General features: G+C 43.7%; 18 protein-coding genes. 14 read left to right on the plus strand and 4 right to left on the minus strand.

The features are described 5' to 3' along the window. Nucleotides 1–169 precede the first annotated feature (169 nt). From CC90_RS0118455 to CC90_RS0118480, 6 genes are all read left to right on the plus strand, one after another. Entirely contained in the window at nucleotides 170–751 is a 582-nt protein-coding gene (locus CC90_RS0118455; RefSeq protein WP_031392191.1) for an SOS response-associated peptidase, read from the plus strand. Nucleotides 752–1607: 856 nt separating this feature from the next. Then, the gene (locus tag CC90_RS24880) at nucleotides 1608–2297 is read left to right on the plus strand and encodes a collagen-like protein (RefSeq protein WP_031392192.1); all 690 of its coding nucleotides are present in this window, start codon (nucleotides 1608–1610) and stop codon (nucleotides 2295–2297) included. Between the two features lie 202 nt (nucleotides 2298–2499). After that, nucleotides 2500–2685, plus strand: coding sequence for a helix-turn-helix domain-containing protein (locus CC90_RS0118465; protein ID WP_157837565.1), 186 nt, complete (start codon nucleotides 2500–2502; stop codon nucleotides 2683–2685). A gap of 533 nt (nucleotides 2686–3218) precedes the next feature. After that, the gene (locus tag CC90_RS0118470) at nucleotides 3219–3995 is read left to right on the plus strand and encodes an ABC transporter ATP-binding protein (RefSeq protein ID WP_031392194.1); all 777 of its coding nucleotides are present in this window, start codon (nucleotides 3219–3221) and stop codon (nucleotides 3993–3995) included. A 10-nt stretch (nucleotides 3996–4005) separates the two neighbouring features. Next, nucleotides 4006–6393, plus strand: coding sequence for an ABC transporter permease (locus tag CC90_RS0118475; RefSeq protein WP_031392195.1), 2388 nt, complete (start codon nucleotides 4006–4008; stop codon nucleotides 6391–6393). 239 nt (nucleotides 6394–6632) lie between these two features. After that, entirely contained in the window at nucleotides 6633–7409 is a 777-nt protein-coding gene (locus CC90_RS0118480) for a prolipoprotein diacylglyceryl transferase (RefSeq protein ID WP_031392196.1), read from the plus strand. Nucleotides 7410–7567: 158 nt separating this feature from the next. On the opposite strand, the gene CC90_RS0118485 is transcribed toward CC90_RS0118480, so the two are convergent. Together CC90_RS0118485 and CC90_RS0118490 are read right to left on the minus strand one after the other, a co-directional pair. Then, on the minus strand, nucleotides 7568–7888 hold the full coding sequence (locus tag CC90_RS0118485) for a hypothetical protein (RefSeq protein ID WP_031392197.1): 321 nt from the start codon (nucleotides 7886–7888) through the stop codon (nucleotides 7568–7570). A gap of 263 nt (nucleotides 7889–8151) precedes the next feature. After that, nucleotides 8152–9147: an AEC family transporter gene (locus CC90_RS0118490; RefSeq protein ID WP_031392198.1), complete on the minus strand. Its 996-nt coding sequence runs from the start codon at nucleotides 9145–9147 to the stop codon at nucleotides 8152–8154. A gap of 263 nt (nucleotides 9148–9410) precedes the next feature. Between CC90_RS0118490 and CC90_RS0118495 the strand changes: the two genes are divergently transcribed. The 6 genes from CC90_RS0118495 (at nucleotide 9411) to CC90_RS0118520 (ending at nucleotide 17770) form a co-directional block, all read left to right on the plus strand. Continuing rightward, a complete protein-coding gene (locus tag CC90_RS0118495) occupies nucleotides 9411–10862 on the plus strand; it encodes an NAD(P)/FAD-dependent oxidoreductase (RefSeq protein ID WP_031392199.1) in 1452 nt (483 codons plus the stop codon). A gap of 25 nt (nucleotides 10863–10887) precedes the next feature. Next, nucleotides 10888–12162 (plus strand): NAD(P)/FAD-dependent oxidoreductase, encoded by a 1275-nt coding sequence (locus CC90_RS0118500; protein ID WP_031392200.1) that lies wholly within the window; start codon nucleotides 10888–10890, stop codon nucleotides 12160–12162. Between the two features lie 169 nt (nucleotides 12163–12331). Next, complete coding sequence (locus tag CC90_RS0118505) at nucleotides 12332–12706, plus strand: DUF1667 domain-containing protein (RefSeq protein WP_031392201.1); 375 nt, start codon at nucleotides 12332–12334, stop codon at nucleotides 12704–12706. 53 nt (nucleotides 12707–12759) lie between these two features. Next, nucleotides 12760–14256 (plus strand): glycerol kinase GlpK, encoded by a 1497-nt coding sequence (glpK, locus tag CC90_RS0118510; protein WP_031392202.1) that lies wholly within the window; start codon nucleotides 12760–12762, stop codon nucleotides 14254–14256. Nucleotides 14257–14503: 247 nt separating this feature from the next. Next, nucleotides 14504–16720, plus strand: a complete 2217-nt coding sequence (locus tag CC90_RS0118515) for an alpha-galactosidase (protein WP_031392203.1) — start codon at nucleotides 14504–14506, stop codon at nucleotides 16718–16720. Between the two features lie 21 nt (nucleotides 16721–16741). After that, nucleotides 16742–17770: a LacI family DNA-binding transcriptional regulator gene (locus CC90_RS0118520; RefSeq protein WP_031392204.1), complete on the plus strand. Its 1029-nt coding sequence runs from the start codon at nucleotides 16742–16744 to the stop codon at nucleotides 17768–17770. 71 nt (nucleotides 17771–17841) lie between these two features. On the opposite strand, the gene CC90_RS0118525 is transcribed toward CC90_RS0118520, so the two are convergent. Together CC90_RS0118525 and CC90_RS23365 are read right to left on the minus strand one after the other, a co-directional pair. Next, nucleotides 17842–18534 carry an MgtC/SapB family protein gene (locus CC90_RS0118525; protein ID WP_031392205.1) on the minus strand — a complete coding sequence of 231 codons (693 nt, stop codon included), beginning with the start codon at nucleotides 18532–18534 and terminating at the stop codon, nucleotides 17842–17844. Nucleotides 18535–18634: 100 nt separating this feature from the next. Next, nucleotides 18635–19555: a helix-turn-helix transcriptional regulator gene (locus CC90_RS23365; protein WP_051869774.1), complete on the minus strand. Its 921-nt coding sequence runs from the start codon at nucleotides 19553–19555 to the stop codon at nucleotides 18635–18637. Between the two features lie 395 nt (nucleotides 19556–19950). Between CC90_RS23365 and CC90_RS0118535 the strand changes: the two genes are divergently transcribed. Together CC90_RS0118535 and CC90_RS0118540 are read left to right on the plus strand one after the other, a co-directional pair. After that, entirely contained in the window at nucleotides 19951–21405 is a 1455-nt protein-coding gene (locus tag CC90_RS0118535) for an ABC transporter substrate-binding protein (protein WP_031392207.1), read from the plus strand. A gap of 105 nt (nucleotides 21406–21510) precedes the next feature. After that, nucleotides 21511–22530, plus strand: coding sequence for a carbohydrate ABC transporter permease (locus tag CC90_RS0118540; protein ID WP_031392208.1), 1020 nt, complete (start codon nucleotides 21511–21513; stop codon nucleotides 22528–22530). Nucleotide 22531 lies beyond the last annotated feature (1 nt).

Raw genomic sequence — 22531 nt, forward strand, 5'->3', positions numbered from 1 at the left:
GTAACTATTTAGTATACAAGAGCCAGAGAGCCGGTAGGGAGCAATCTTTACCGGCTCTTAATTATATCGAATAAATTCTCCATATATTATCATGCCATCTTTTTTGATGTATAATGTTTAATAAGTTTTATGGATGCGGATAATAAGTAAAGATGTTGGAGGGATGAGTATGTGTGGCAGATATTATGTAGACGATGAGACAGTACATAAAATAGAAAAAATAGTACGCCAAGTAAGTGAGAAGATAGTGCATAAGAAAGGTGATATTTACCCGACAAACCAAGTGCCGATTATCCACAGTAATCAGGATTCTCTTACGTCATCCGTAATGACTTGGGGTTTCCCAAAACATACAGATAAGGGTGTAATCGTCAATGCCAGAAGCGAAACCGTTAAGACAAAGCGGACATTTAGTAAATCTATTATTGAAAGACGTTGTATCGTGCCAGCAGCAGGATTCTATGAATGGGATAAAGAAAAGAATAAAATTCGCTTTGAGCGTAACGACAATAATATAATTTATATGGCTGGAATCTGGAAGTCGTATGATGGTGAAAATAGGTTTGTTATATTAACTACTAATGCAAATAAATCCGTGGAAAATGTGCATGAGCGTATGCCGCTGATATTGGAGGACAGCGAATTAGAAAGCTGGGTATTTGATAATCAATTTACAGACTTTATTCTGCATAAAACGCCTACGCAGCTTAAGCAAATAAGAGATTACGAGCAATTCAAATTACCGTTGTAATATTTTGGGTTAAATGAAAAAGTAAGTTCTACATTTTAGCTTATTATGAAGCATGTAGAATTTAAATTTACGCTTACGCATATGACAAATGACAAATGATCATCACATGCGTTAATGATAATGCAGAACATACGTTTGAATGAATCGATAAAAAAACATACAAATATTAATTATATTTTTGTATAGTTATAAAACCTTTGCTATTATTAATTTAATTAAAACAATAAAATTGAAATATTATTTCATTCTGTATATAGAGAGCTATAAACGTACTATATGTAAATATGTTGGCGGACTAAAGGCGATAAATATCTCGGCGAGAATATAAAGTGATTGGTGTAATACCAGACCCAACAAAGCCAAAGGTTACTTGTCCTTATTGTAAATCTGCAAATACATCTAGAATTACAAAGATATCTAAGACGGTAAATACTGTATTATTCGGATTGTTAGGAACAAAGCGATTCAAACAATGGCATTGTCACAACTGTGGGTCGGATTTCTATATGATAAAGCTATTATGGCGCTCGTCTACGAATGGGAGCTCAGCACAAAAAGGCAGCGCAATAAGTAGCGTTACGCCGCCTTTTTCCATAGTATGGGGGTATGATGAAACAATAATTATTGTCAAGCATAATCATTAGCCCAATATTATAGTATTCGTATCGACAGATTATGCAACTTGGTCGTGTCGAAATCCTACATATCTATAACTTATAAACCGGTTAATTTTCCTTGTATAGAAATTCCCCGGATAATTTTGGTCATATTCACTATTGCGATAATAGAACAAATGTTCTATATTGCTGCTACCACATGTGAGAAACTATCAATCAATTATTCAGGAGGAAAAATCATGGAAACTTTCAGCAGCGTATACGCTCCTTATATTGGAGCAAATGGAAATTGGTATGTAGATAATGAAGACACTGGAGTTAAGGCACAGGGACCAGCAGGCCCGCAGGGACCGGCAGGACATTGCGGATTACAGGGCTTAATTGGTCCCAAAGGTGAAACTGGCGATAGAGGACCGCAGGGTATTCAGGGACCGGTAGGTGCAACTGGTGCGCAGGGCCCCAAAGGAGATAAGGGAGATAAAGGAGATACTGGTGCGCAGGGTCCGAAAGGCGATACACCGGAACTTGTTGCAAATTTGCAGGAAACAGTAGTAGGCAAAGCGTTGGATGCGACAATGGGAAAAGCATTAAATGATAAAATTGTTAATGCAAATAACAAAATGAACAAAACACATTACGCGGTTACCCCAGCTTTCGGAAATGTGTCGATTCAAGCTGACCTTAATGGATTTATGGCTTCTATTGTAACTGCTATAAATTTAACCGGACAAACAGTAAAGCCCTATGAGTATTTGCGTGTTGCTACTATTCCAGGCTGGACGGCTCAGTTATCATTTAATGCCATAGGTTCTATTAGCGGCGATTTGCTAAGGGTTACAATAGACATAATTGGTGATGTTAAAGTAACTGCTCATAAGGAAATAAAAACAGATCAGTGGTTTTATGGAGAAGCATGTATTTTATTATAGTTTAATATAAAAATCACAGAGCCGGTAGGGAGCAATCTTTACCGGCTCTTAATTTAAGTCCCCAAAAACTTTTCGCTGTTTGAGAAAAATTAACGACATTCACGGTATGTTTCCCATACGAAAAACTTTATGAATACAATAAAAATACACGATTTATAAATACAATATAGGCGATATGAAGCATGCCTGTATGGAGATTAATTTGCGCAAATTAAGAGTGAAAAATGATTTAAAGATTAGGGAGGTAGCGAGAGTATCGGGCATGAGTACTAGGACAATGAGCAAGATCGAGAGTGGGTCTATGATTCCGTTTCTGATTCCGATTTGTCGATTGTGCTGCGCTCTTGATGTAGAAATAGGAGAAATGGTTAATTGCAAAGAACAGTAGTAAACATGTTTTTTATCGCTCTATATATTGTGGCTGAAAAATATCTATCGGTATTCTATAATAGACAAATAAAAACGTATGTTCTATTGGATGTACGGAGGGTGACATGCAAATGATAAAAGAAAATAATGAAAATTATGAAGAGATAACAAATGAAGAGTATAAAAAAATATAATTAATGTAGGAGAATCTTCTTAAATAGGATAGATAATAATTATTTATTAAGATATTGGTATTTATATTTGAAGGAAAAAGAAAAAATATATTTAGGTTAAGAGTAATATAAAGCCCAAATCATGAAATAAATTATGGTTTGGGTTTTAATATTATACCGTGATAGAGGTACAATAATTTGAATATTTAGTGTATATTAGTCAATATAATCCGATGCCGAAAGTTACATTAAGTATACAAAATAGTCTACAATTCGCGTAAAATCTGATATTATATTTAAGGACTTCTTAATAACTTTTGCCTTATAGTAAGAATGATAAAACAGATAGAAGCAAAGAAATTCTTTATGGAGGAAAGTTATGGAAAGAAAAGTAATTCTGAGTACAAAAGGACTTTGTAAAAGCTATGCCAGTGAGGGCACCCAGAATCATGTACTGAACGGAATAGATCTGGACATATATGAAGGCGATTTTACGATTATTATGGGAGCATCCGGTTCGGGGAAATCCACACTTCTTTATTGTCTCAGCGGGATGGATAGGGCTACTGCCGGCGCGGTACTTTATGAAGGAAAGGATATTGCAAAATTTAATGAGAATAAACTGACGGGGCTTAGGCACGGTGATTTTGGTTTTGTTTTTCAGCAGATTCATCTTGTTAGTAATCTGAATATGTTTGAAAATGTGGCGGTTCCCGGCTATCTAGGAAAAAAAAGAACGGCGCCTGAGGTTAATAAATATGCACAGGAGCTGTTAAAGAAAATGGGGATATACGAAGCGTTCAAACGGCTTCCCTCCCAGGTATCCGGCGGTGAAGCACAGCGGGCAGCAATTGCGAGAGCTTTGATCAATGAGCCTAAGCTTTTATTTGCGGATGAACCTACAGGTGCGCTGAATAAAAGGACTTCCAGGGAGGTGCTGGACTTGCTTACTGCGATAAACAATGAAGGGCAGAGCGTATTAATGGTAACTCATGATATCCGTGCAGCCGTCCGCGGCAGCCGGATCATTTATCTGGAAGACGGTAAGGTGTTAGGGGAGCTCTCACTGCCCGGATATAAGGAGAATATTTCGGATGAAGAATTTAAGAGCAGAGAAAAGCAGGTAAACGCATGGCTTTCCTCCATGTCATGGTAGGAGGTGCGCGATGGAAATTTTCACACTGCTCAAAGCGAATATAAGGAATAAAAAAGGGAATTTTATCAGTACTCTTGTATTGATTTTTATACTTTCTCTCGTACTTACCACAGTAATCAGCGTCGTGACCAATTCTGACAGGCGTCTGGAGGAGGCTTATCAGGAAGTGAACATGCCGGATAGCATGTCTGCGGTAAAAGAAGATAATTATACGGAAGAGATGGCGGAAACGATCAAAGAATGCGAAGGTGTGGACTCGGTAGAGGTTCTGAAGGCGCTTTATTCTACTGGGGTATTTGTTGACGGAGAACGTACCGACAGAATGCTGTTCTTTGATTATGATAACAGAGAACACCGTTACAATCAGTACAGTGAAGATTTGGATGAGTTTTTGGAAGAGAACCGGACACCTGAGAAAGGGGAAATACTTTTGCCGGTAAGCTTCGTGCAGAATTACGGATGTGCGGTCGGTGATATGGTATATATCGATGCGGGGGGCAAGGAGCAGGGATTCAAAATAGCAGGATTTATTGAAGAACCCCTTGCGGGAGCCTTCATCATGGGCATAAAAAATGCTCTTATGAACAGCCAGGATTTCAAAGAACTTTACGAAGAACGGCTTCATTCTGAGGATATAGAGCAGGGAGGGGAGAAAGGAGTAATATTATACCAATGCATTTATATACATGCACAGGAAGAATGGAAAGATGATATTTACCAGCTGAGAAAAAATATTGATGATGTATCGGGATTTATGAGCGCTGCAGACGTAGCGCTGACCATAGGAGAATCCAGAACCTATACAATGCTTCTGAATCACATATTGGCAGGAATACTGGTGTTGTTTTCCGTTCTTTTGTTTATTGTCGTTTTAGTGATTATGGGGCACAGCGTAGTATCCACCATAGAAATGGAATATGTTTCTTTTGGTGTCTTGAAATCCCAAGGGTTTACAAAGTGGAAATTGCGGCTGATATTGATCTTGCAATATGTGCTTTCGGGAATCACGGGAATTGTTTTGGGTACGGCGGCGAGCATACCGGCGACCGGATTTTTAATCGATATTTTTACCCCTATTTCCGGGGTTCTTGCCTCTCGGGAGCTGAATCTTGGAATAAGTATTCCTTTGCTCATGTTCGTGCTTGCGCTGGCTTGTCTTTATGTTTTGATTAAGACGAAGAAGCTTGCGTCCATCTCTCCGGTGAGGGCAATTTCAGGAGGAAGGGATAGCGTTTATTTTTCGGATAGGATGCAGATGCCGGTAACGGGGAAGACAAAAAGAGGATTTAAAAGCCGACTGGCGTTTCGGCAGCTTACCTCTAATGCGAAGCAATATATCGGAATTGGTATTATCAGCTGTATTCTGACCTTTTTCATGATTGCGGTTACCGCCTTCGGGCAAATGGCGAATGTGGATTGGCTGTATAGGCTTTTTGGGTGGATAAATGCAGATATTATCGTGGATTATGGGCATTATCCCGAGCTGCAGAAAGAAATTGAAGAAGTGATAGCGGACCGGGGCGGAATAGAGGAATCCGAAAATAAGAATCAGTACTATTTCTTGATAGATGGATACAATTTTGCAGGCAGGGTTGACGGAAGTGTGCAAAAGCTCGATACGATAATTGACGGAAGAATACCTCTTTATGAGAATGAGATTGTTGTAACGGAGCTTGTATCAGATATATTGGGGAAAGGGATAGGAGATGAAGTTGCCATTGGATATGGAGAAGAAGAGGCGGATTACTTGATCGTAGGAACTTATCAATGCGCCAACGATGTGGGAAAGATTTTCTGTATGAATACGGAAGGTATGAAACGTTTAAAACCGGATTATGAATATAATATTTATGAATACGTGCTTTCCGACAGCAGTACAGCGAAGGACATTGTTTCTGAACTGGAGAAAAAATACGCTTCCTATGCGGGAAAAATGACATTTACAGATAATTCAGAAAAAGAAACTGACCCTATGTTGTTGGTCGTTATTACTGCAATAGAGGGAATATTCTTCATTATTTATGTTATTTCAATCGCAGTGATCGCGGTTTCTTCGCTTATGGTAAGCGGCAGAACTTTCTTAAAGGAAAGAAAAGATATTGGGATATATAAAGCCTGCGGCTTTACAACGGGTATGCTGAGAATACAATTTGCACTTCGCTTTGTATTTGTCTCTTTGATTGGTGCAGCCGTCGGAATTTGTTTGAATTTATGGCTGAATGATCCTATGATGGTAGCCATCCTTAAGCAGATGGGGATCAGCATATTCCATACGAGATATAATTTTTTGACAATTGCGGTACCGGTAGCTATTGTTGTTACTGTGTTTTTCCTGTTTTCTTATATAGTTGCGGGAAAGATAAAAAAGGTTTCCACGAGAGAATTGATCGTGGAATGATTCCTTCAATAATATTCATAGAAATAAAATAAGAAATGCGCCTTGTAACGATTATTCCAAACTGGTACAAGGCGCAGATTTTATGTAGGAAAATCCGAAAAATCATTTCCGCACGAATAAAGTTACATTGAAACCTTGTCCTAACTGTGTTACACTAAAGAACGCAAGAATATTTTCTTAAGTCGCGGCAATCTTATGAGGTGAGGGAATAACAACAGAATAGGAGACGTTTAAGAAGAATGAGAAATGAATTAATTTCCATAGGGCCAGTCACGGTATACGGGTATGGTCTGATGATAGCCATTGGTATATTGGCGGCATATTTTGTGGGAGAATACAGAGCGAAGAAGAAGGGGCTGGACCCTGAGCACATATTTAACTTTGTTATATGGTGCGTACTGGGAGGATTCTCCGGTTCCAAGCTTTTGTTTTTCCTGACCAGTATAAAGAGTATTATCGCTGATCCGAGCCTTCTGCTGGATTTTTCTGACGGATGGGTAGTATACGGAGGAATCATCGGCGGAATTTTAGCGGCGATGATTTATTGTAAAATTAAGAAATTGAAGTTTCTCGCTTATTTCGATTTGCTGATTCCCTCAGTAGCATTAGCACAGGGCTTCGGACGAATAGGGTGCCTTCTGGCAGGCTGCTGCTACGGACAAGAGACGAACAGTCCTCTCGGCATCGTATTTCACACATCCAGATATGCGCCTAACGGCGTGAATCTCGTGCCTACACAGTTGATATCCAGCGGCCTCAATTTCATTCACTTCCTTATATTGATATGGTTTGCAAAGAGGAAAAAAGCCGACGGGCAGGTCGGAGCCTTATATCTCATATTGTACAGCATCGGCAGATTCGTCTTAGAATATTACAGAGGCGATTTGCTGAGAGGAACGGTAGGGACGCTGTCCACTTCGCAATTCATCTCTATTTTTACCGTAACAGCAGGTGTTATATTATTTGTGGTAACCGGTAAGAGAGCAGGAGTGAAAAAAGAAACGGAACAAAACTAATAGTACAGTAGACAATCGTCCTCTTTTGAGAGGCGGTTGTCTATTTTCAATTGAACCAAACGCGAAAAGATGCCATTGGAACGATACCGAAGCAGCTCAAGTTGCCAGACCGGAAATCAGAAAGGGACAGGTAAGTAACCTGCCCCTCTTGTGACTTGCTAAGCATTAGGGGAGAGTGTAAAATAAAGGATTGTCTGTTTGTGACCACAAGGGCAGGTGCATCCTAGCAAAACAGTGGCCTCTTCATTGAAACAAGAGTTTGTAATAGGGACAACTATAAAATTAATAAACCATAAAAAAAGATTTAATTGATACTCTAATTGACTTTCAGAACAATAAGTGAAAACTTTAGTGAACCAAAATTTACATGATGTTGGCTGAAGCGTCCATGATATATTATACTGCTCGGCTAGTATTCTTAATGATTCTTCTTCTGTTTTTCCTTCGAATTGTTTTTTGATTTTTTCCTTGTTAAGCATAAAATCACCCCTTTCAATTTATAATATGCGAATTGCTTTTTTTGCTGCCATAAAATTACAATTTTCAACATTTTTTGCATGACAAAAATTGTATTGAAATAGTAAAAGAGGTTATACGAGCTTGCTGTTTTTTCTGAGTATTCTTCGAAGGAGGGTGAAATAGATACTGATATTGCAGATGTGAAATGCAAGGAATGAGGCCGAAGGAATTGTGCCCAGGATTGGGCTAAACCGGATAGTCCAAATTACATAGAGATGCAGTTTTATACGAATAAAGTCACGATAGGTATCGTAAAAAAGGAGAGCAGGGTGGAAAGAATAATACCTCTGGAAATGACAGCGCTATCCAGATTATTCTGCTTGCACAGTATGAGAGGCATGTTTCCTGCCGGTACGGCAAGCATCAGAGCGGTTGTGCTGATAATGAGAACGTTGTCTGTGAAAAGCCGGAACAAGAATACGCAGAGTACAGGAACGATGACCATACGAAGCGCAGCGAAGACATATAGTTTCTTATGGGAAAAAATATCGGACAAAGGCATCTGCGCTACCGATACTCCCAGTATGAGCATAGATAAGAAGGTAGTGGAGCGCCCCACGTGAGTAAGAGTGTCCGAAAGGAGGACGGGAATGCTGACATCGCTTATATACAGAACGATAGTTATGACAGCGGAAACGGTACCTGCATTCACGAATTTTTTTGTTACTTTAAGTAGAGCCCGGGCATAGCCTTCTGCAATTTCCTTTTTCGGCGCAAAAGGGGAAGCATTGCCGGAAAGATTGCAGCTTGTGCTTTCAACTGCTGCGGCCTTAATGGTGGAAAGGCCATGCGTATAAATTAGTATATTGTATACAAGGTTGTTTAGGGATACATAAATCAGTGAGCCTGAGCCAAGAAGGGCCATGGCAAGAGGAATACCGATGAAACCTACGTTGCCGTAAATAGTAATCAGCCTATATGCAAAATGGTCTTTGCCCGGAATGTGCAGGATATGGGGAATCAGATGTCCGCACAATATGAGTACGGCATATGCCAGAAGCACGATGAAAGCGCCCGTAAGGAGGTCGGAATTCGAGGCCTTCGGTCCGGCATCAAAGACGGAGCAGATTAACAGCGCCGGATTGCAGAGGTTTATGATAAGCGCCGATATCTGTTTCGAGGTTTCGTCGGAAATCATTGATCTGCTGTAAAGCAACGCTCCTGTCATAATAAGGATAAAGATAATTGCCATTTGCTGTAATACTATTTCAATGCTCATAGTTCCATGCGCTTTCTATTTTGTGAAATTTAAAAAAGATTTCTTTCATTTATGTTTCGTCTTAATTGGTAACGTAATAAAACCATATAGAAGAATAACACACGAATATTCCTTTGTCAAAATGGTATCGAAAAATAGCGCCGAAAATGATATGATAAAGTTACCATATTGCTTGTGCCGGGCAGCGGCATGTTTTGAAGGTTAAAAGAAAATTCTTTCACCTATTGATTTTGAGTCTGTAAAAGCGGACACGGGGTATAAAAATGTATGATGTCATTGTAATAGGAGCGGGCGTAACCGGTGCGGCCATCGCGAGAGAATTGTCCCGCTATGAGTATGCAGGGAAAACAGCGGTACTGGAACGGGCGTCTGATATTTGCGAAGGTACTTCTAAGGCCAACAGCGGAATCGTTCATGCAGGGCATGACGCGGAGCCGGGAACGCTTAAGGCGAGGCTGAACGTCTTGGGCAATAGGAAAATGGAGCAACTTTCCAGAGAGCTGGACTTTTCTTTTAAGAAGAATGGTACGCTGGTGCTTTGTTTCGATGAGAAGGATAGGGATAAACTGCGAAGACTTCTGGAAAAAGGACAGCAAAACGGCGTGGAAGGGCTGCGCATCATCGAGGTGCAGGAGCTGCGGGCTATGGAGCCTAATATTTCAGATGAGGCAGTGGCTGCATTGTACGCTCCTGCCGGCGGCATCGTATGCCCCTTCGGGCTTACTATCGCACTGGCGGAAAATGCCTGCGAGAACGGTGTGGAATTCCACTTGAATACAGAAGTTCTGCAAATAGAGAGAACACAGGAGGGGTATTTGCTTAAGACCTCCAAAGGGGTGTTCGAAAGCCGAATCGTCGTTAACGCTGCAGGACTTTACGCAGACGCGCTTCATAACATGGTGAGTGAAAGGAAACTGAATATCATACCAAGAAAAGGAGAATACTGCCTGTTCGATAAATCGGCGGGAAGTTATGTTTCCCATACTATTTTCCAGCTTCCCACCCGGTACGGAAAAGGTGTGCTGGTAACTCCTACCGTGCATGGCAACCTGATGATGGGGCCTACTGCTGTAGATATCGAGGATAAGGAAGGTACGAATACTACGGGAGAGGGACTGGGCGATTTGCTGAAAAGGGGCGGACTGAGTATTCAGAGGGTGCCTGAGGAGAAGGTCATCACTTCCTTTGCGGGACTGCGCGCTCATGAATCCTCTGGTGATTTCGTAATCGGAGAAGTGGAAGGTGCCCCCGGCTTCATTGATGTAGCGGGAATTGAATCGCCGGGTCTCACCTGTGCGCCCGCCATCGGAGAGTATGTTGCAGAAATCGTGCAGGAACTTCTGCCTGTGCCCAAAAAGGCGGACTTTAAGGTGCATAGGCAAGGAATCCGCGCAATGGCGGATGCTGACGAAGGAGAACGAAAGGAACTGATAGCGAAAAATCCTGCATATGCCAATATAATCTGCCGCTGTGAGCTGGTCACAGAAGGAGAGATTATGGATGCCATACACAGGCCGCTTGGTGCAACTACGCTGGATGGTGTAAAGCGGCGTACAAGAGCGGGTATGGGGCGCTGCCAGTCCGGATTCTGCGCACCGAAGACAGTGGAGATTCTGGCTCGGGAGTTGGGAACGGATGTGGGAGAGATTACGAAATCGGGCGGAGAATCCAGATTCCTTACAGGATATGACAAAGAAGATATAGGAAGCGCTTAGAGCGTGGAAGGAGAAATGAGAAGGGATGGATAAAAAGGCGGATATTTTAATCGTAGGAGGAGGACCGGCGGGGCTGGCGGCAGCAGTAGCAGCCCGTAAAGACGGGATAGAGAATGTTCTTGTGCTGGAGCGGGATGAAGAATTAGGCGGAATTCTGAATCAGTGTATCCACAACGGATTTGGACTGCACACCTTCAAGGAGGAGCTGACCGGACCGGAATACGCACAAAGATATATCAGCCAGGCGGAGGCGTTGGGGATACCTTGTCTGTTGCACACCATCGTTGTGGATATTTCTGCTGAAAAGGATAAGAAACTCGTCACTGCGATGAATAAGAAAGACGGTCTTTTTACAATAGAGGCGAAGGCAGTAGTTCTGGCCATGGGATGCAGAGAACGTTCCAGAGGAGCCTTGAATATTCCGGGCTATCGTCCGGCGGGCATCTACTCGGCGGGGACGGCCCAGCACTATGTGAATATAGAAGGAAGGATGCCGGGGAAGGAAGTTGTGATACTGGGTTCCGGTGACATCGGCCTGATTATGGCAAGAAGGATGACGCTGGAAGGAGCGAAGGTTAAGCTGGTGGCGGAGCTGATGCCCTATTCCGGCGGCCTTAAGAGGAATATCGTGCAGTGTCTGGAAGACTATAACATTCCCCTTAAGCTAAGCCATACGGTCATCCACATAGATGGGAAGGAAAGAGTAAAGGGAGTGACCGTAGCAGAAGTGGACAATAATAGGAAGCCTATCCCGGGCACAGAGGAATATATAAGCTGCGACACCCTTCTGCTTTCCTGCGGACTTATACCGGAGAACGAGCTGTCAGCGGGTCTGGGCGTAGCTCTGAATCCTGTGACGGCGGGCCCTGTGGTGAACGAAAGCCTGGAGACGAGCGTGGAAGGAGTGTTCGCTTGCGGAAATGTGCTTCACGTTCATGACTTGGTGGATCATGTATCGGAGGAGTCCTATGCTGCCGGAGAGCATGCTGCCGCGTATGTGAAAGAAAAGCGTTCTGTAAGAGCAGAAACTGTGGCTATAAAATGCGAAGGGGGTGTACGCTATACTGTGCCTTCCCTTCTGCGGGTGGAATATATGGAAAAGGAGCAGGTGGTTAGATTCCGTGTGGGAAATGTGTACCGGAATGTTTTTCTGACGGTTTACTTTAATGACAAAATTGTCATAAAACAGAAAAAGCGTGTTTTACTTCCGGGAGAAATGGAGCAGATTAAATTAAAGAAAAGTGAATTGGAGAAGTTTTCTGATTTAAAATCAATTACTATATCAATAGAAGAGGAATAGGGGGAGTTATTTCGGCGGACAGGGTGGAAAGGCTTTAAAGAAGAGGCTGGCATGTATTGGAAAGGGTGGGATTGCTAATATGGAGAAAGCAGAAGGGCTTGAGAGAAAAAGCGGACTTGAAAGGGAAGACGGCTCTGAGAGGAAAGATGGCTTTGAAAAGACAGAAGGCTTGGATAAGAGGGAATTAATATGTGTCCGGTGCCCGGTGGGATGTATGCTCACGGTAACGGTTCGGGAGGATGGCACGTTGGATGTGAAGGGGAACTCTTGCGGCAGAGGAGAGGAATATGCTCGTAAAGAACTGACCGACCCTACGAGAATCGTAACGACTACGGTGCGGGTGCGGGGAGGCAGACAGGCTGTGGTGCCGGTGAAGACCAGATACGATATTCCCAAAGGAAAGGTTATGGAATGTATAGAGGCGCTGAAAGAGGTGGAAGCAGAGGCTCCGATCTTTTTGGGGGAGGTCATTTTATCCGATGCGGCAGGGACGGGAGTGGATGTTGTCGCGACAAAAAGCGTGGAGCGTACTGCAGACAATTAAACGAAAAAAGCTTGTATCGTACACTAACTTGAGTTGAAAAAGAGAGGGATCGCATGAAAAAGTATATGATGGCATTGGATCAGGGGACAACCAGTTCCCGGTGTATTTTATTCGATAAGAAAGGGAAGATCTGCAGCATTGCGCAGAAGGAATTTAACCAGATTTATCCGGTGCCCGGCTGGGTAGAACACAATCCTATGGAAATATGGTCCTCGCAGTTAGCCGTTGCTACGGAGGCTATGGCGCTTCTTGGTGTGAGTGCAGAGGAGATAAGCGGCATAGGAATTACGAATCAGCGGGAGACTACGATTATCTGGGATAAGAAGACGGGGGAGCCCGTCTATAATGCGATTGTATGGCAATGCCGAAGGACAGCGGACCGAATTGATGCACTGAATGAAGAAGGGTATGGGGACACTATCAGGGAGAAGACAGGACTTATCCCCGATGCCTATTTCTCCGCGACGAAGATAACGTGGATACTGGATAACGTAGAAGGTGCGAGAAAACGTGCGGAGGCGGGTGAGCTTCTTTTCGGTACGGTGGATACCTGGCTTATATGGAACATGACCAGGGGGCAGGTACACATTACCGATTACACCAATGCTTCCCGTACCATGCTTTTTAATATCCACAAGCTTTGCTGGGATGAGGAACTTCTTGCCAAGCTGAACATTCCTGCCTCTATGCTGCCGGAGGTAAAGCCCTCCAGTTGTATTTACGGCTATACGGATAAGGGAATTCTGGGAGGAAATATCCCCATAGCGGGCGCGGCGGGAGACCAGCAGGCCGCTTTGTTCGGACAGTGCTGCTTCGAATCCGGCCAGGTGAAAAATACATATGGTACAGGTTGTTTTCTCCTGATGAATACAGGGCATAAGGCCACAGTATCGAAACATGGCCTGCTTACCACGATTGCCGCAAGCACCGGAGACGAAGTGGAATATGCATTGGAGGGAAGTGTATTCGTAGCCGGAGCCGCGGTGCAATGGCTGCGGGATGAGATGCGGATGTTAGGGAAATCCTCACAGTCAGAGGAATATGCGGATATGGTGCCAAATACCAATGGAGTATATATTGTCCCTGCTTTTGCGGGGTTGGGTGCTCCTTACTGGAACCAGTATACGAGAGGGACGGTAGTTGGTATTACACGGGGGTGTAAAAAAGAGCATTTTGTCCGTGCGACCTTGGAATCCATCGCTTACCAGACGGCAGACGTGCTGCGGGCCATGGAAGAGGATTCGGGAATACGGCTGAAGGAACTGAAGGTGGATGGAGGGGCTTGTGCCAACCATTTCCTGATGAAATTTCAGGCTGACATTATCGATGCAACGGTATACAGGCCGAAATGTATTGAGACTACGGCTTTAGGTGCGGCTTATCTGGCCGGGCTGGCTACCGGATTCTATAAGGATAAAGACGAGATTCGAGAAAACTGGCAGCTGGGAAGGACCTTTCTTTCGTCCATGCAAGAGGAGGAAAGAGAGAAATTGTTAAAGGGATGGAAGAAAGCGGTTCGCTGTGCACTGGCCTATAGCGATAACGAATAAAAATATTATCGTTCGGCCCTTGGAAAAAAGTAACATGTATGTACACAAAATGCGATAAAACTACATTTTGGCGATTGGAATCCTCTTAAAATTGCATGAAAGCGCAATTTTGGTCTCGCGGTATGGAATGCCGGATGGTAATATAAAAATAATAAATAATGTGAAATAAGGTTGACATTGCCCATATTTAATTTATAATTTAATTAAAATTACTTTATTTTAACTTAAAAATATTTAGGAGAACGTTATGGGAATAAGACATTATGATTTGGAGCCGCAGAACGCCCATGCGGCGAAGCGCGTTTTTAAATTAGATACACCGAATACTTCCTATGTTATGGCAGTGGTGGATGAGGATAACTTTCTCGGACATGTATATTATGGAAGCAGGCTGAAAGATCATGATGTGACCTATCTGCTCCGGACGAAAGAAGCCCCCTTTGTACCATCGGGAAACGATAGGGATAAGTGTTCTTTTATGGACTCCTTTCCTATGGAATATCCGGGACACGGTTTGGGGGATTACAGAGACGGATGTATCGATGCGGTTTCCCGGGAAGGGCACCGGGGTGTGAGCCTTTCCGCAGTTTCTCACAAAATATATGCGGGGAAGCCGGGTCTTACCGGCTTGCCGGCTACCTTCGGGGGAGAACAGGAATGTACCACTTTGGAAATTCTATGCGAGGATAAAGCGCTGGGACTTGCCGTAACGCTTATGTATACTGCTTTTGAGGATGTTGATGTAATAACGAGAAGTGTTTATGTGGAGAACGTTTCTGAGCAGGAAGTCTATTTGACCAAGGTACTGTCGGCTTGCCTGGATATGGATAACAAAGAATTTGAACGAATAACGCTTCATGGTTCCTGGGCGAGAGAACGTCATATTCAGAGACAGAAAATCGGCTTCGGCAAATATGCCGTGTCTTCCATGCGGGGAGAACCGGGGCATCAGGAGCATCCGTTTATGGCTCTGATGACGGAAGGTGCTTCCCAGGATGCGGGTGAGGTCTATGCGGTACACTTTGTTTATTCCGGCAACTTTATCGTTCAGGAGGAAGTGAACCAATTTGACAGCGTCCGGCTGACGATAGGAATCAATTCCGGGGATTTTTGCTGGAAGCTTGGCTCGGGAGAGGGCTTTCAGGCACCCGAGGCTGTTTTGGTATATTCGGAAGGCGGGATCGGCGGCATGACCCGCAACTTCCATGACTTATATAGGAATCATCTGATAAGAGGAGAGTATAAGGATAAAAAGAGGCCCATACTCATCAACAACTGGGAAGCTACTTATTTCGATTTCGATACGGATAAATTACTATCCATTGCGAAGCAGGCTTCAGAGCTTGGAATAGAGATGCTCGTTATGGACGACGGCTGGTTCGGGAATAGAGACAGCGATAACCGGGCACTGGGCGACTGGCAGGTAAACGAGGAGAAATTAAAAGGCGGATTGGATTTTCTCGTAAAGGAAGTGAACAAGCTCGGGATGAAATTCGGCATATGGTTCGAACCGGAGATGATTTCTCCCGATTCCGATTTATACAGAAGCCATCCGGACTGGGCGATTGCAATACCCGGCAGAAGAGCTGCGCTTGCAAGGAACCAGTATGTTCTTGACATAACGAGGAAGGACGTTCGGGACTATGTGTACGAATGCGTGGCAGGAATCCTCAGAAGTGCTGATATCGAATATGTGAAATGGGATATGAACCGTCCTCTTTCTGATATTGGAAGTGCCAAGCTCCCCGCCGACCGGCAGGGAGAGATATATCACCGTTATGTGCTGGCACTGTATGAATTGCAGAACCGCCTTACGGAAGAGTTCCCATACCTGCTGTTGGAGAACTGTTCCGGCGGCGGTGCGCGGTTTGACCCCGGTATGCTCTATTACAGCCCGCAAATATGGTGCTCCGACGATACGGATGCCATAGAGCGTCTGGAGATTCAGGAGGGAACTGCACTCATATATCCGCTTTCGGCCATGGGAGCTCATGTGTCCGATTGCCCCAACCATACGGTAGGAAGAACTACCCCTTTTGAAACAAGGGGCTATGTGGCGCTGGCAGGAACCTTCGGCTACGAGCTGGACGTGACGAGGATACCGGAGGAGGATAGAAAGATGATTCCCTCTCAGGTAGCCATGTACCATAAATATAATGATTTGGTACGCAGCGGCGATTATTACCGGATCGCTTCTTACAGAGAAAATCACCGGTATGATTGCTATGCGGTGGTGAGTAAAGATAAAAAGGAGGCTCTGGTTACTTACATACAAGTACTGAACTGTCCCAATTGTCATAGCCGCAGAATATATTTAAGAGGACTGGACCCGGATATGAAATACCGCATGGAGGGAGCGGAAGAAGAGTATTACGGAGATACCCTGATGAAAGCCGGGATTCAGGCGGAGAATTTATGGGGAGATTTTAAAGGGAGATTATATCATTTAAAAGCAGTGCTGTAAGGGAATGAAAGGAGCAGAAAAATGGCAAAGACGGTTAAAATGGCTGATATTGCGGAGATGATGAACGTCAGCGTGGTTACGGTATCCAAAGCATTGTCCGGGCAAAAGGGCGTCAGCGAAGAGGTCCGTGAGAAGATCGTAAAGCTGGCGGAGGAGATGGGTTATAAGCAGCCCTCAGCGCTTAAATTGGCAAGGAGCCGTAAGAGCTATAATATAGGAGTGCTTGTATCTGACCGTTTTCTGGATAAATATAAGTCCTTTTATTGGGAGATGTATCAGGAGGTAGCACAGAGAGCCTTGCAGAAGGATTGTTTTACCATGTTGGAGGTTCTTGGAATTGAAGAAGAAAAGGAGTTAATCCTTCCCAAACTCCTGCAGGAGGAAAAGGTGGACGGTATGATCGTTATCGGTCTCCTTTGCGACCATTACTTGGAAATGCTCGGAAGTTCGGTAAAAACGCCTCTGGTCTATCTCGATTTTTACGATAAAAGGCATGAATGCGATGCCATTATAACCGATAATTATTACGGAATGTATAAGCTTACGAATTATCTCTTCGATATGGGGCATACGCAAATTGCCTATGTGGGAACGCTGCTGAACACGGGGAGCATAACGGATCGTTATTTCGGCTATGCGAAAGCGCTGTTAGAGCATGGACAGAACACGAGGGAGGAGTGGATAGTACAAGACAGAGACCCGGTTACAGGCAGGTCGGATCTGGGATTTGAATTACAGCTTCCGGTGGAGATGCCTACGGCGTTTGCGTGCAACTGTGACTTGGCTGCCAGTCAGCTTATCAAAAAGCTGAAGGAGAACGGCTACCGCGTGCCGGAGGATATTTCTGTGGTAGGTTTCGATAACTATCTTTATCCCGGCTTGTGCGATGTGGAAATAACTACTTATGAGGTCGATATGAAGGAAATGGCGCGAAAGAGTATCAACAACCTTTTGCGGAAAATATCGGGAGAATATTATAAGCAGGGAATAACGATTGTGGAGGGGCATATCGTGCTCAAGGACAGCGTGAGAAGGAAGAAAATATCTTAAACAGGAACACTTTTCTATTAAAGAAAAACCACGCTTTGGATAAAATTGATTTCTATCCAAAGCGTGGTTCTTTATGTTGAAAACTTTTTCACTTCTTCAATATAATGAATACTTTCCAACTGGCTAAGCCTGTAAATAATGTCCGAATGCAGATATTTTCCTTTCAAGTCCAAGTCGAGCTGTACTGTCAGATCCCCTTCGGGAGAGCTTTTATGCTTTACGAGCTGAGCCACTTCATACCCGTTTTCCGCAAAGACATCGATAATATGCTGTAACCCCACATTCTTATCCACTTCCAGATAAATGGTCATGATCCGGTTGTATTTTTCGAGATGGGTGCTTATATGCGATAGAACGGTGATGATGAACATCATGATAACGAAGGTAATACAACTTGGAATAATCATCCCTGCACCGACTGCGATACCGAGTATGGCGGTAGCCCATAGGGTGGCAGCGGTAGTCAGGCCGCGGATCTGATTGCGGGAGGTGAGTATAATACTGCCCATGCCAAGAAAGCCGATGCCGCTTATGACCTGTGCGGCGAGCCGGGCAGCGTCGCCTGCGCCGTAGAGGCTGATTAAATATTCGTTGATCACCATCGTGAGAGCGGAAGCCACGCAGACGATGGAAAAGGTGCGCAGCCCAACCGTGCTCTTCTTTGATGCCCGCTCAAAACCGATGAGTGCGCCCATAATCATGGCGATAATAAGCCTTATTACGATGGAAAGATAAAAATGTTCTCCTGCTAATGTTGTAATCATCCGTAGAACCCCTTTACAATAAAGTGATACTGACATTGTACCGTCTTTTTCATTCTATGTACAGAGGCAGAAATTGTTTACAGGTAATATCTGTTACAGTTTAGCCGAAGGCCGAACTGCAGCTGATACCCGGAAGTTTCTTTTTATAGGATAGAGGAGTCATGCCCGTTTCTTTTTTAAATAAATAGATAAAATGGTTGGTGTTGTCGATGCCCACTAAGCTACCCACTTCATGAACGCGGTAATCTGTAGTGAGAAGAAGATCTTTGGCGATTTCTATACGTTTTCCGTTCAAATATTGCAGCGGTGATTCTCCGTAATGGAAATGAAATTCCCGGCATAGCCGGTACTTGCTGATAGAAAAGTGGTTTTCCAATTCGTCCAGCGAGTAATTCTCCTGATAGGCGATATCGAATAGAGCTTTCATTTCCTGCAAGTACGCCGGCACCTTCGTTTCAGGATTGTCGGCTTCCATACTTTCCATAAGAAGATCGCAGATGATATCGGTCAAAAAGCGGGAATCGTATAGTTTGTTGCGGACACTTCCGGTTGTACTGTTAAGGGAAAGCTTCTGAATATTTCGTATGACGGTGGAGTGATCTGGAAGTGCATAAAGGGGGAAGCCGTATCTGGACAATAAATTATAATAGAAATCCAGAATATCCCCCTTGATGAAAAAGATGCTGTAATTCCACGGAGATACAGCAATTTCCAGCTTGAATTTCTTGTTGCATTTTAAAAGTAACAAAGTGTTGCTCTCCAATGAGTAAATATTGCTCTCAAAGTGCAGCTTCCCATATCCTTCCTCCGTATATAGAAGTAAATAGCAGTTAAGGGGATTCAGGCTGAAGGAGTATGGGAAAGACGCCTCGAGGGTCCCGCCGGAAAGGATGGATATCAGTTCTTTACCGGTATCTTCATTCAGTTCATATCTGCTGCCCAGAAAAAAGTCCGTGGGTTTATCGGGAGAAAGGCGCGGCGAAGCGGCCAGATAGCGTTCAAAATCATCGGTAAAATTCATATGGAACCTCCTGTCTGTGAATGGGGAAGGGGGCCTTTGCTATTCCTGCGACAATCATACCATAAACACATGTAATTTACAAATTATTTACTTAAATAAAAAGGTAATAAAAAGATAAAAACAACTAAATAAGTAATAAAAGTGAGTTTTTGGAGGTTTGATAAGAAAAAGAATTTATAAGTAATGCATAAAAAAGTGATATAAAAATTGTATAAAAAGAATAAATATACAAATACAACAAGAATTAAAGATTAAAAACAAGAATAGATGATGAATAAAAAATAAAGTTAAATATAATTAAATTAAAGTTACAGAGTAAAATTTGCTGAGCAAATAAATTTTACCGGGGGACTTAATACAGAAAACGAGCAAAACAAAAAGGAGGAATACTTATTATGAAACTGAAAAAAGTTTTGGCACTCAGCATGGCGGCAGTACTTACTTTGTCGATGGCGGCATGCGGCGGAGGAAGCAGCGAAAGTGCGGCAGTAAACACGAATGAGGAGACGGCTGAGGCAGCGCCTGCAGAAACTACTAAGGAAGCCGGAGATGCTGCAGAGGCAGAGGATACCGCTGAGGCAAGCGGACTGAGCTATACTAACATCGTTCTGGGAGAAAGTTATACGGATATCACTACTACCATCAAATGGCTTACCCACAGAACTGACTTGATTGACAGCGGAATGATAGACAGCTATATTGCAGATTTCAACGAAACTTATCCGAACATTACGGTAGAAGTAGAGGGCGTTACCAACTATGCAGACGATGCACTGCTTAGACTGACGTCAGGCAATTGGGGAGATATCATGATGATTCCTGCAGTTGACAAGAACCTTTTAAACGAGTATTTCGTGCCTTACGGCAGCTTGAGCGATGTGAGCAAGGCAGTAAGATTTGCTGACCAGTGGATGTATGACAATACGGTATACGGCATCGCCTCCACCGGTAATGCCCAAGGTATCGTATACAACAAAGCAATTTTTGAACAGGCAGGAATTACGGCTATCCCCAAGACTCCGGAGGAATTCATTGCAGCTTTGCAGGCGATTAAGGACAATACGGATGCGATTCCGCTGTATACCAACTATGCGGCAGGCTGGACCATGGGAGCATGGGATGCATATATCAACGGCTCTGCTACCGGTTCCAGCAAGTACATGAATCAGGAGCTTTTACATACACAGGATCCTTTCCAGGACTACGGGGACGGTACCCATGCTTATGCGGTATATAAGGTATTATATGATGCGGTAGCTAACGGATTGATTGAGGACGACTATACCACCACAGACTGGGAAGGCTGCAAGGGCATGATAAACAGCGGAGAAATCGGTTGTATGGTACTTGGCTCATGGGCATACTCCCAGATGGTAGAGGCCGGAGACCACGGCGATGACATTGGATATATGTCCTTCCCTATCACAGTAGGCGGTAAACAGTACGCTTCTGCAGGCCCTGACTATAACTATGGAATTAACGTAAACGCTTCTGACGACAACAAAGCGGCAGCTATGGTATTTGTAAAATGGATGACAGAGGAATCAGGATTTGCCTATAACGAAGGCGGCGTTCCGATTAGCATGGATGGTGAATATCCGGCACTTTACGCAGCTTTTGACGGTATAGAATTCGTAGCTGACGAACCGTCGGTAGCCGGTGAAGAGGATATCCTTAATGAACTGAATGCGGAATCCGAGCTCAACATCAACAGCGGCGGCGACAGCAAGATTCAGTCTATTATCGAGCATGCAGCTAACGGAGATATGACCTTTGACGAAATTATGGCGCAGTGGAACGAGGCGTGGACCAGCGCACAGGAAACAGTGGGCGTGGAAGTAACGAACTAATTTTAAAGATTCATTTCATTGCCATATGGCATCAGTTGTTGCTTGGGAAGTGCGGTTTTTCATTTCCCAAGCAATAATAAAGACAGTAGATAAGGAGGATGCGGTATGTCGGCTGCTGCAGAACAAGTCGTGCAGACAAAAGAAAAAAAGCCCTTTCATTTTTTGAAATGGGCAAAGGGCAGAAAAGGGCAACAGACAATTATCATAGTAGCATTTATGTTTATACCTCTTTTACTGTTGTTTACCTTTACCTATTTTCCCTTTGCGGAAATGTTTAAATTCAGTTTCTATAAGATGAAATACATCGGACCCAGAAAGTTCGTAGGTCTGGACAATTACATTCAGGTATTCAAGAGGGACGACTGCTTCGGGGCTTTGAAGCTCAGCCTTTATTACATAGGCGGAGCTATGGTACAGCTCGCCATCGCCCTGTATCTGGCGACCATACTCAGCTTTAAAGTAAAGGGCGGCAGCATTTTCAAGGGCTTTATGTTTTTTCCCTACCTGATCAGCGGGATTGCAATCGGATTTATCTTTAAGTTTTTTTACACGAGAGGATTCGTGTTCGATACGGTTCTTCAATGGTGTGGCTTTGAACTGGAAAATCTTCCGTATTGGCTGAAAGATCAGCGAATCAATAATATTTCGCTGGTTGCCACAAGCGTATGGCGTTACTTCGGACAGAACATGGTGCTTTTCATTGGCGCAATCATGTCTGTGGACGCGGAGCTGTATGAGGCGGCTGAGCTGGACGGTGCAAATAAATTTCAGCAGTTTCGGTATATCATTTTGCCGAGCATCAAGACAATTGTAACTCTCAACGTTATTTTATCCATTACCGGCTCCTTAAGCGCTTTCGACCCGCCATATGTCATCACCAAGGGCGGAAACGGAACGGGAACCTATTTCGTTATTATGAACGAAATCGCCCATGTCAGCCAGAAGGTAGGTCTTGCGTCGGCGATGGCGGTAGTTCTTTTGATTATTATCTTTATCGCTACGATTTTACAGAAGCTCTTCTTCAAGTATGCGATGCGGGATGCGGAGGATGAGAATACCGGTGCAGGCTTAAGGCGTGAAAAAAAGCTGGAGCGCTATAGAAATAGAAGAAAGGGGGCGGCATAAA

Origin of the sequence: Kineothrix alysoides (assembly GCF_000732725.1) — a bacterium.
Classification (GTDB): Bacteria; Bacillota; Clostridia; order Lachnospirales; family Lachnospiraceae; genus Kineothrix; species Kineothrix alysoides.

Excerpts from the sequence above, each read along its gene's own strand:
- CC90_RS0118490 (WP_031392198.1), bottom strand. The coding sequence starts at position 9,147 with ATGAGCATTGAAATAGTATTACAGCAAATGGCAATTATCTTTATCCTT.
- CC90_RS24880 (WP_031392192.1), top strand. The coding sequence starts at position 1,608 with ATGGAAACTTTCAGCAGCGTATACGCTCCTTATATTGGAGCAAATGGA.
- CC90_RS0118480 (WP_031392196.1), top strand. The coding sequence starts at position 6,633 with ATGAGAAATGAATTAATTTCCATAGGGCCAGTCACGGTATACGGGTAT.
- CC90_RS0118500 (WP_031392200.1), top strand. The coding sequence starts at position 10,888 with ATGGATAAAAAGGCGGATATTTTAATCGTAGGAGGAGGACCGGCGGGG.
- CC90_RS0118455 (WP_031392191.1), top strand. The coding sequence starts at position 170 with ATGTGTGGCAGATATTATGTAGACGATGAGACAGTACATAAAATAGAA.
- CC90_RS0118470 (WP_031392194.1), top strand. The coding sequence starts at position 3,219 with ATGGAAAGAAAAGTAATTCTGAGTACAAAAGGACTTTGTAAAAGCTAT.
- CC90_RS0118475 (WP_031392195.1), top strand. The coding sequence starts at position 4,006 with ATGGAAATTTTCACACTGCTCAAAGCGAATATAAGGAATAAAAAAGGG.
- CC90_RS0118525 (WP_031392205.1), bottom strand. The coding sequence starts at position 18,534 with ATGATTACAACATTAGCAGGAGAACATTTTTATCTTTCCATCGTAATA.
- CC90_RS0118535 (WP_031392207.1), top strand. The coding sequence starts at position 19,951 with ATGAAACTGAAAAAAGTTTTGGCACTCAGCATGGCGGCAGTACTTACT.
- CC90_RS0118515 (WP_031392203.1), top strand. The coding sequence starts at position 14,504 with ATGGGAATAAGACATTATGATTTGGAGCCGCAGAACGCCCATGCGGCG.
- CC90_RS0118540 (WP_031392208.1), top strand. The coding sequence starts at position 21,511 with ATGTCGGCTGCTGCAGAACAAGTCGTGCAGACAAAAGAAAAAAAGCCC.
- glpK (WP_031392202.1), top strand. The coding sequence starts at position 12,760 with ATGAAAAAGTATATGATGGCATTGGATCAGGGGACAACCAGTTCCCGG.
- CC90_RS0118495 (WP_031392199.1), top strand. The coding sequence starts at position 9,411 with ATGTATGATGTCATTGTAATAGGAGCGGGCGTAACCGGTGCGGCCATC.
- CC90_RS0118485 (WP_031392197.1), bottom strand. The coding sequence starts at position 7,888 with ATGCTTAACAAGGAAAAAATCAAAAAACAATTCGAAGGAAAAACAGAA.
- CC90_RS0118520 (WP_031392204.1), top strand. The coding sequence starts at position 16,742 with ATGGCAAAGACGGTTAAAATGGCTGATATTGCGGAGATGATGAACGTC.
- CC90_RS23365 (WP_051869774.1), bottom strand. The coding sequence starts at position 19,555 with ATGAATTTTACCGATGATTTTGAACGCTATCTGGCCGCTTCGCCGCGC.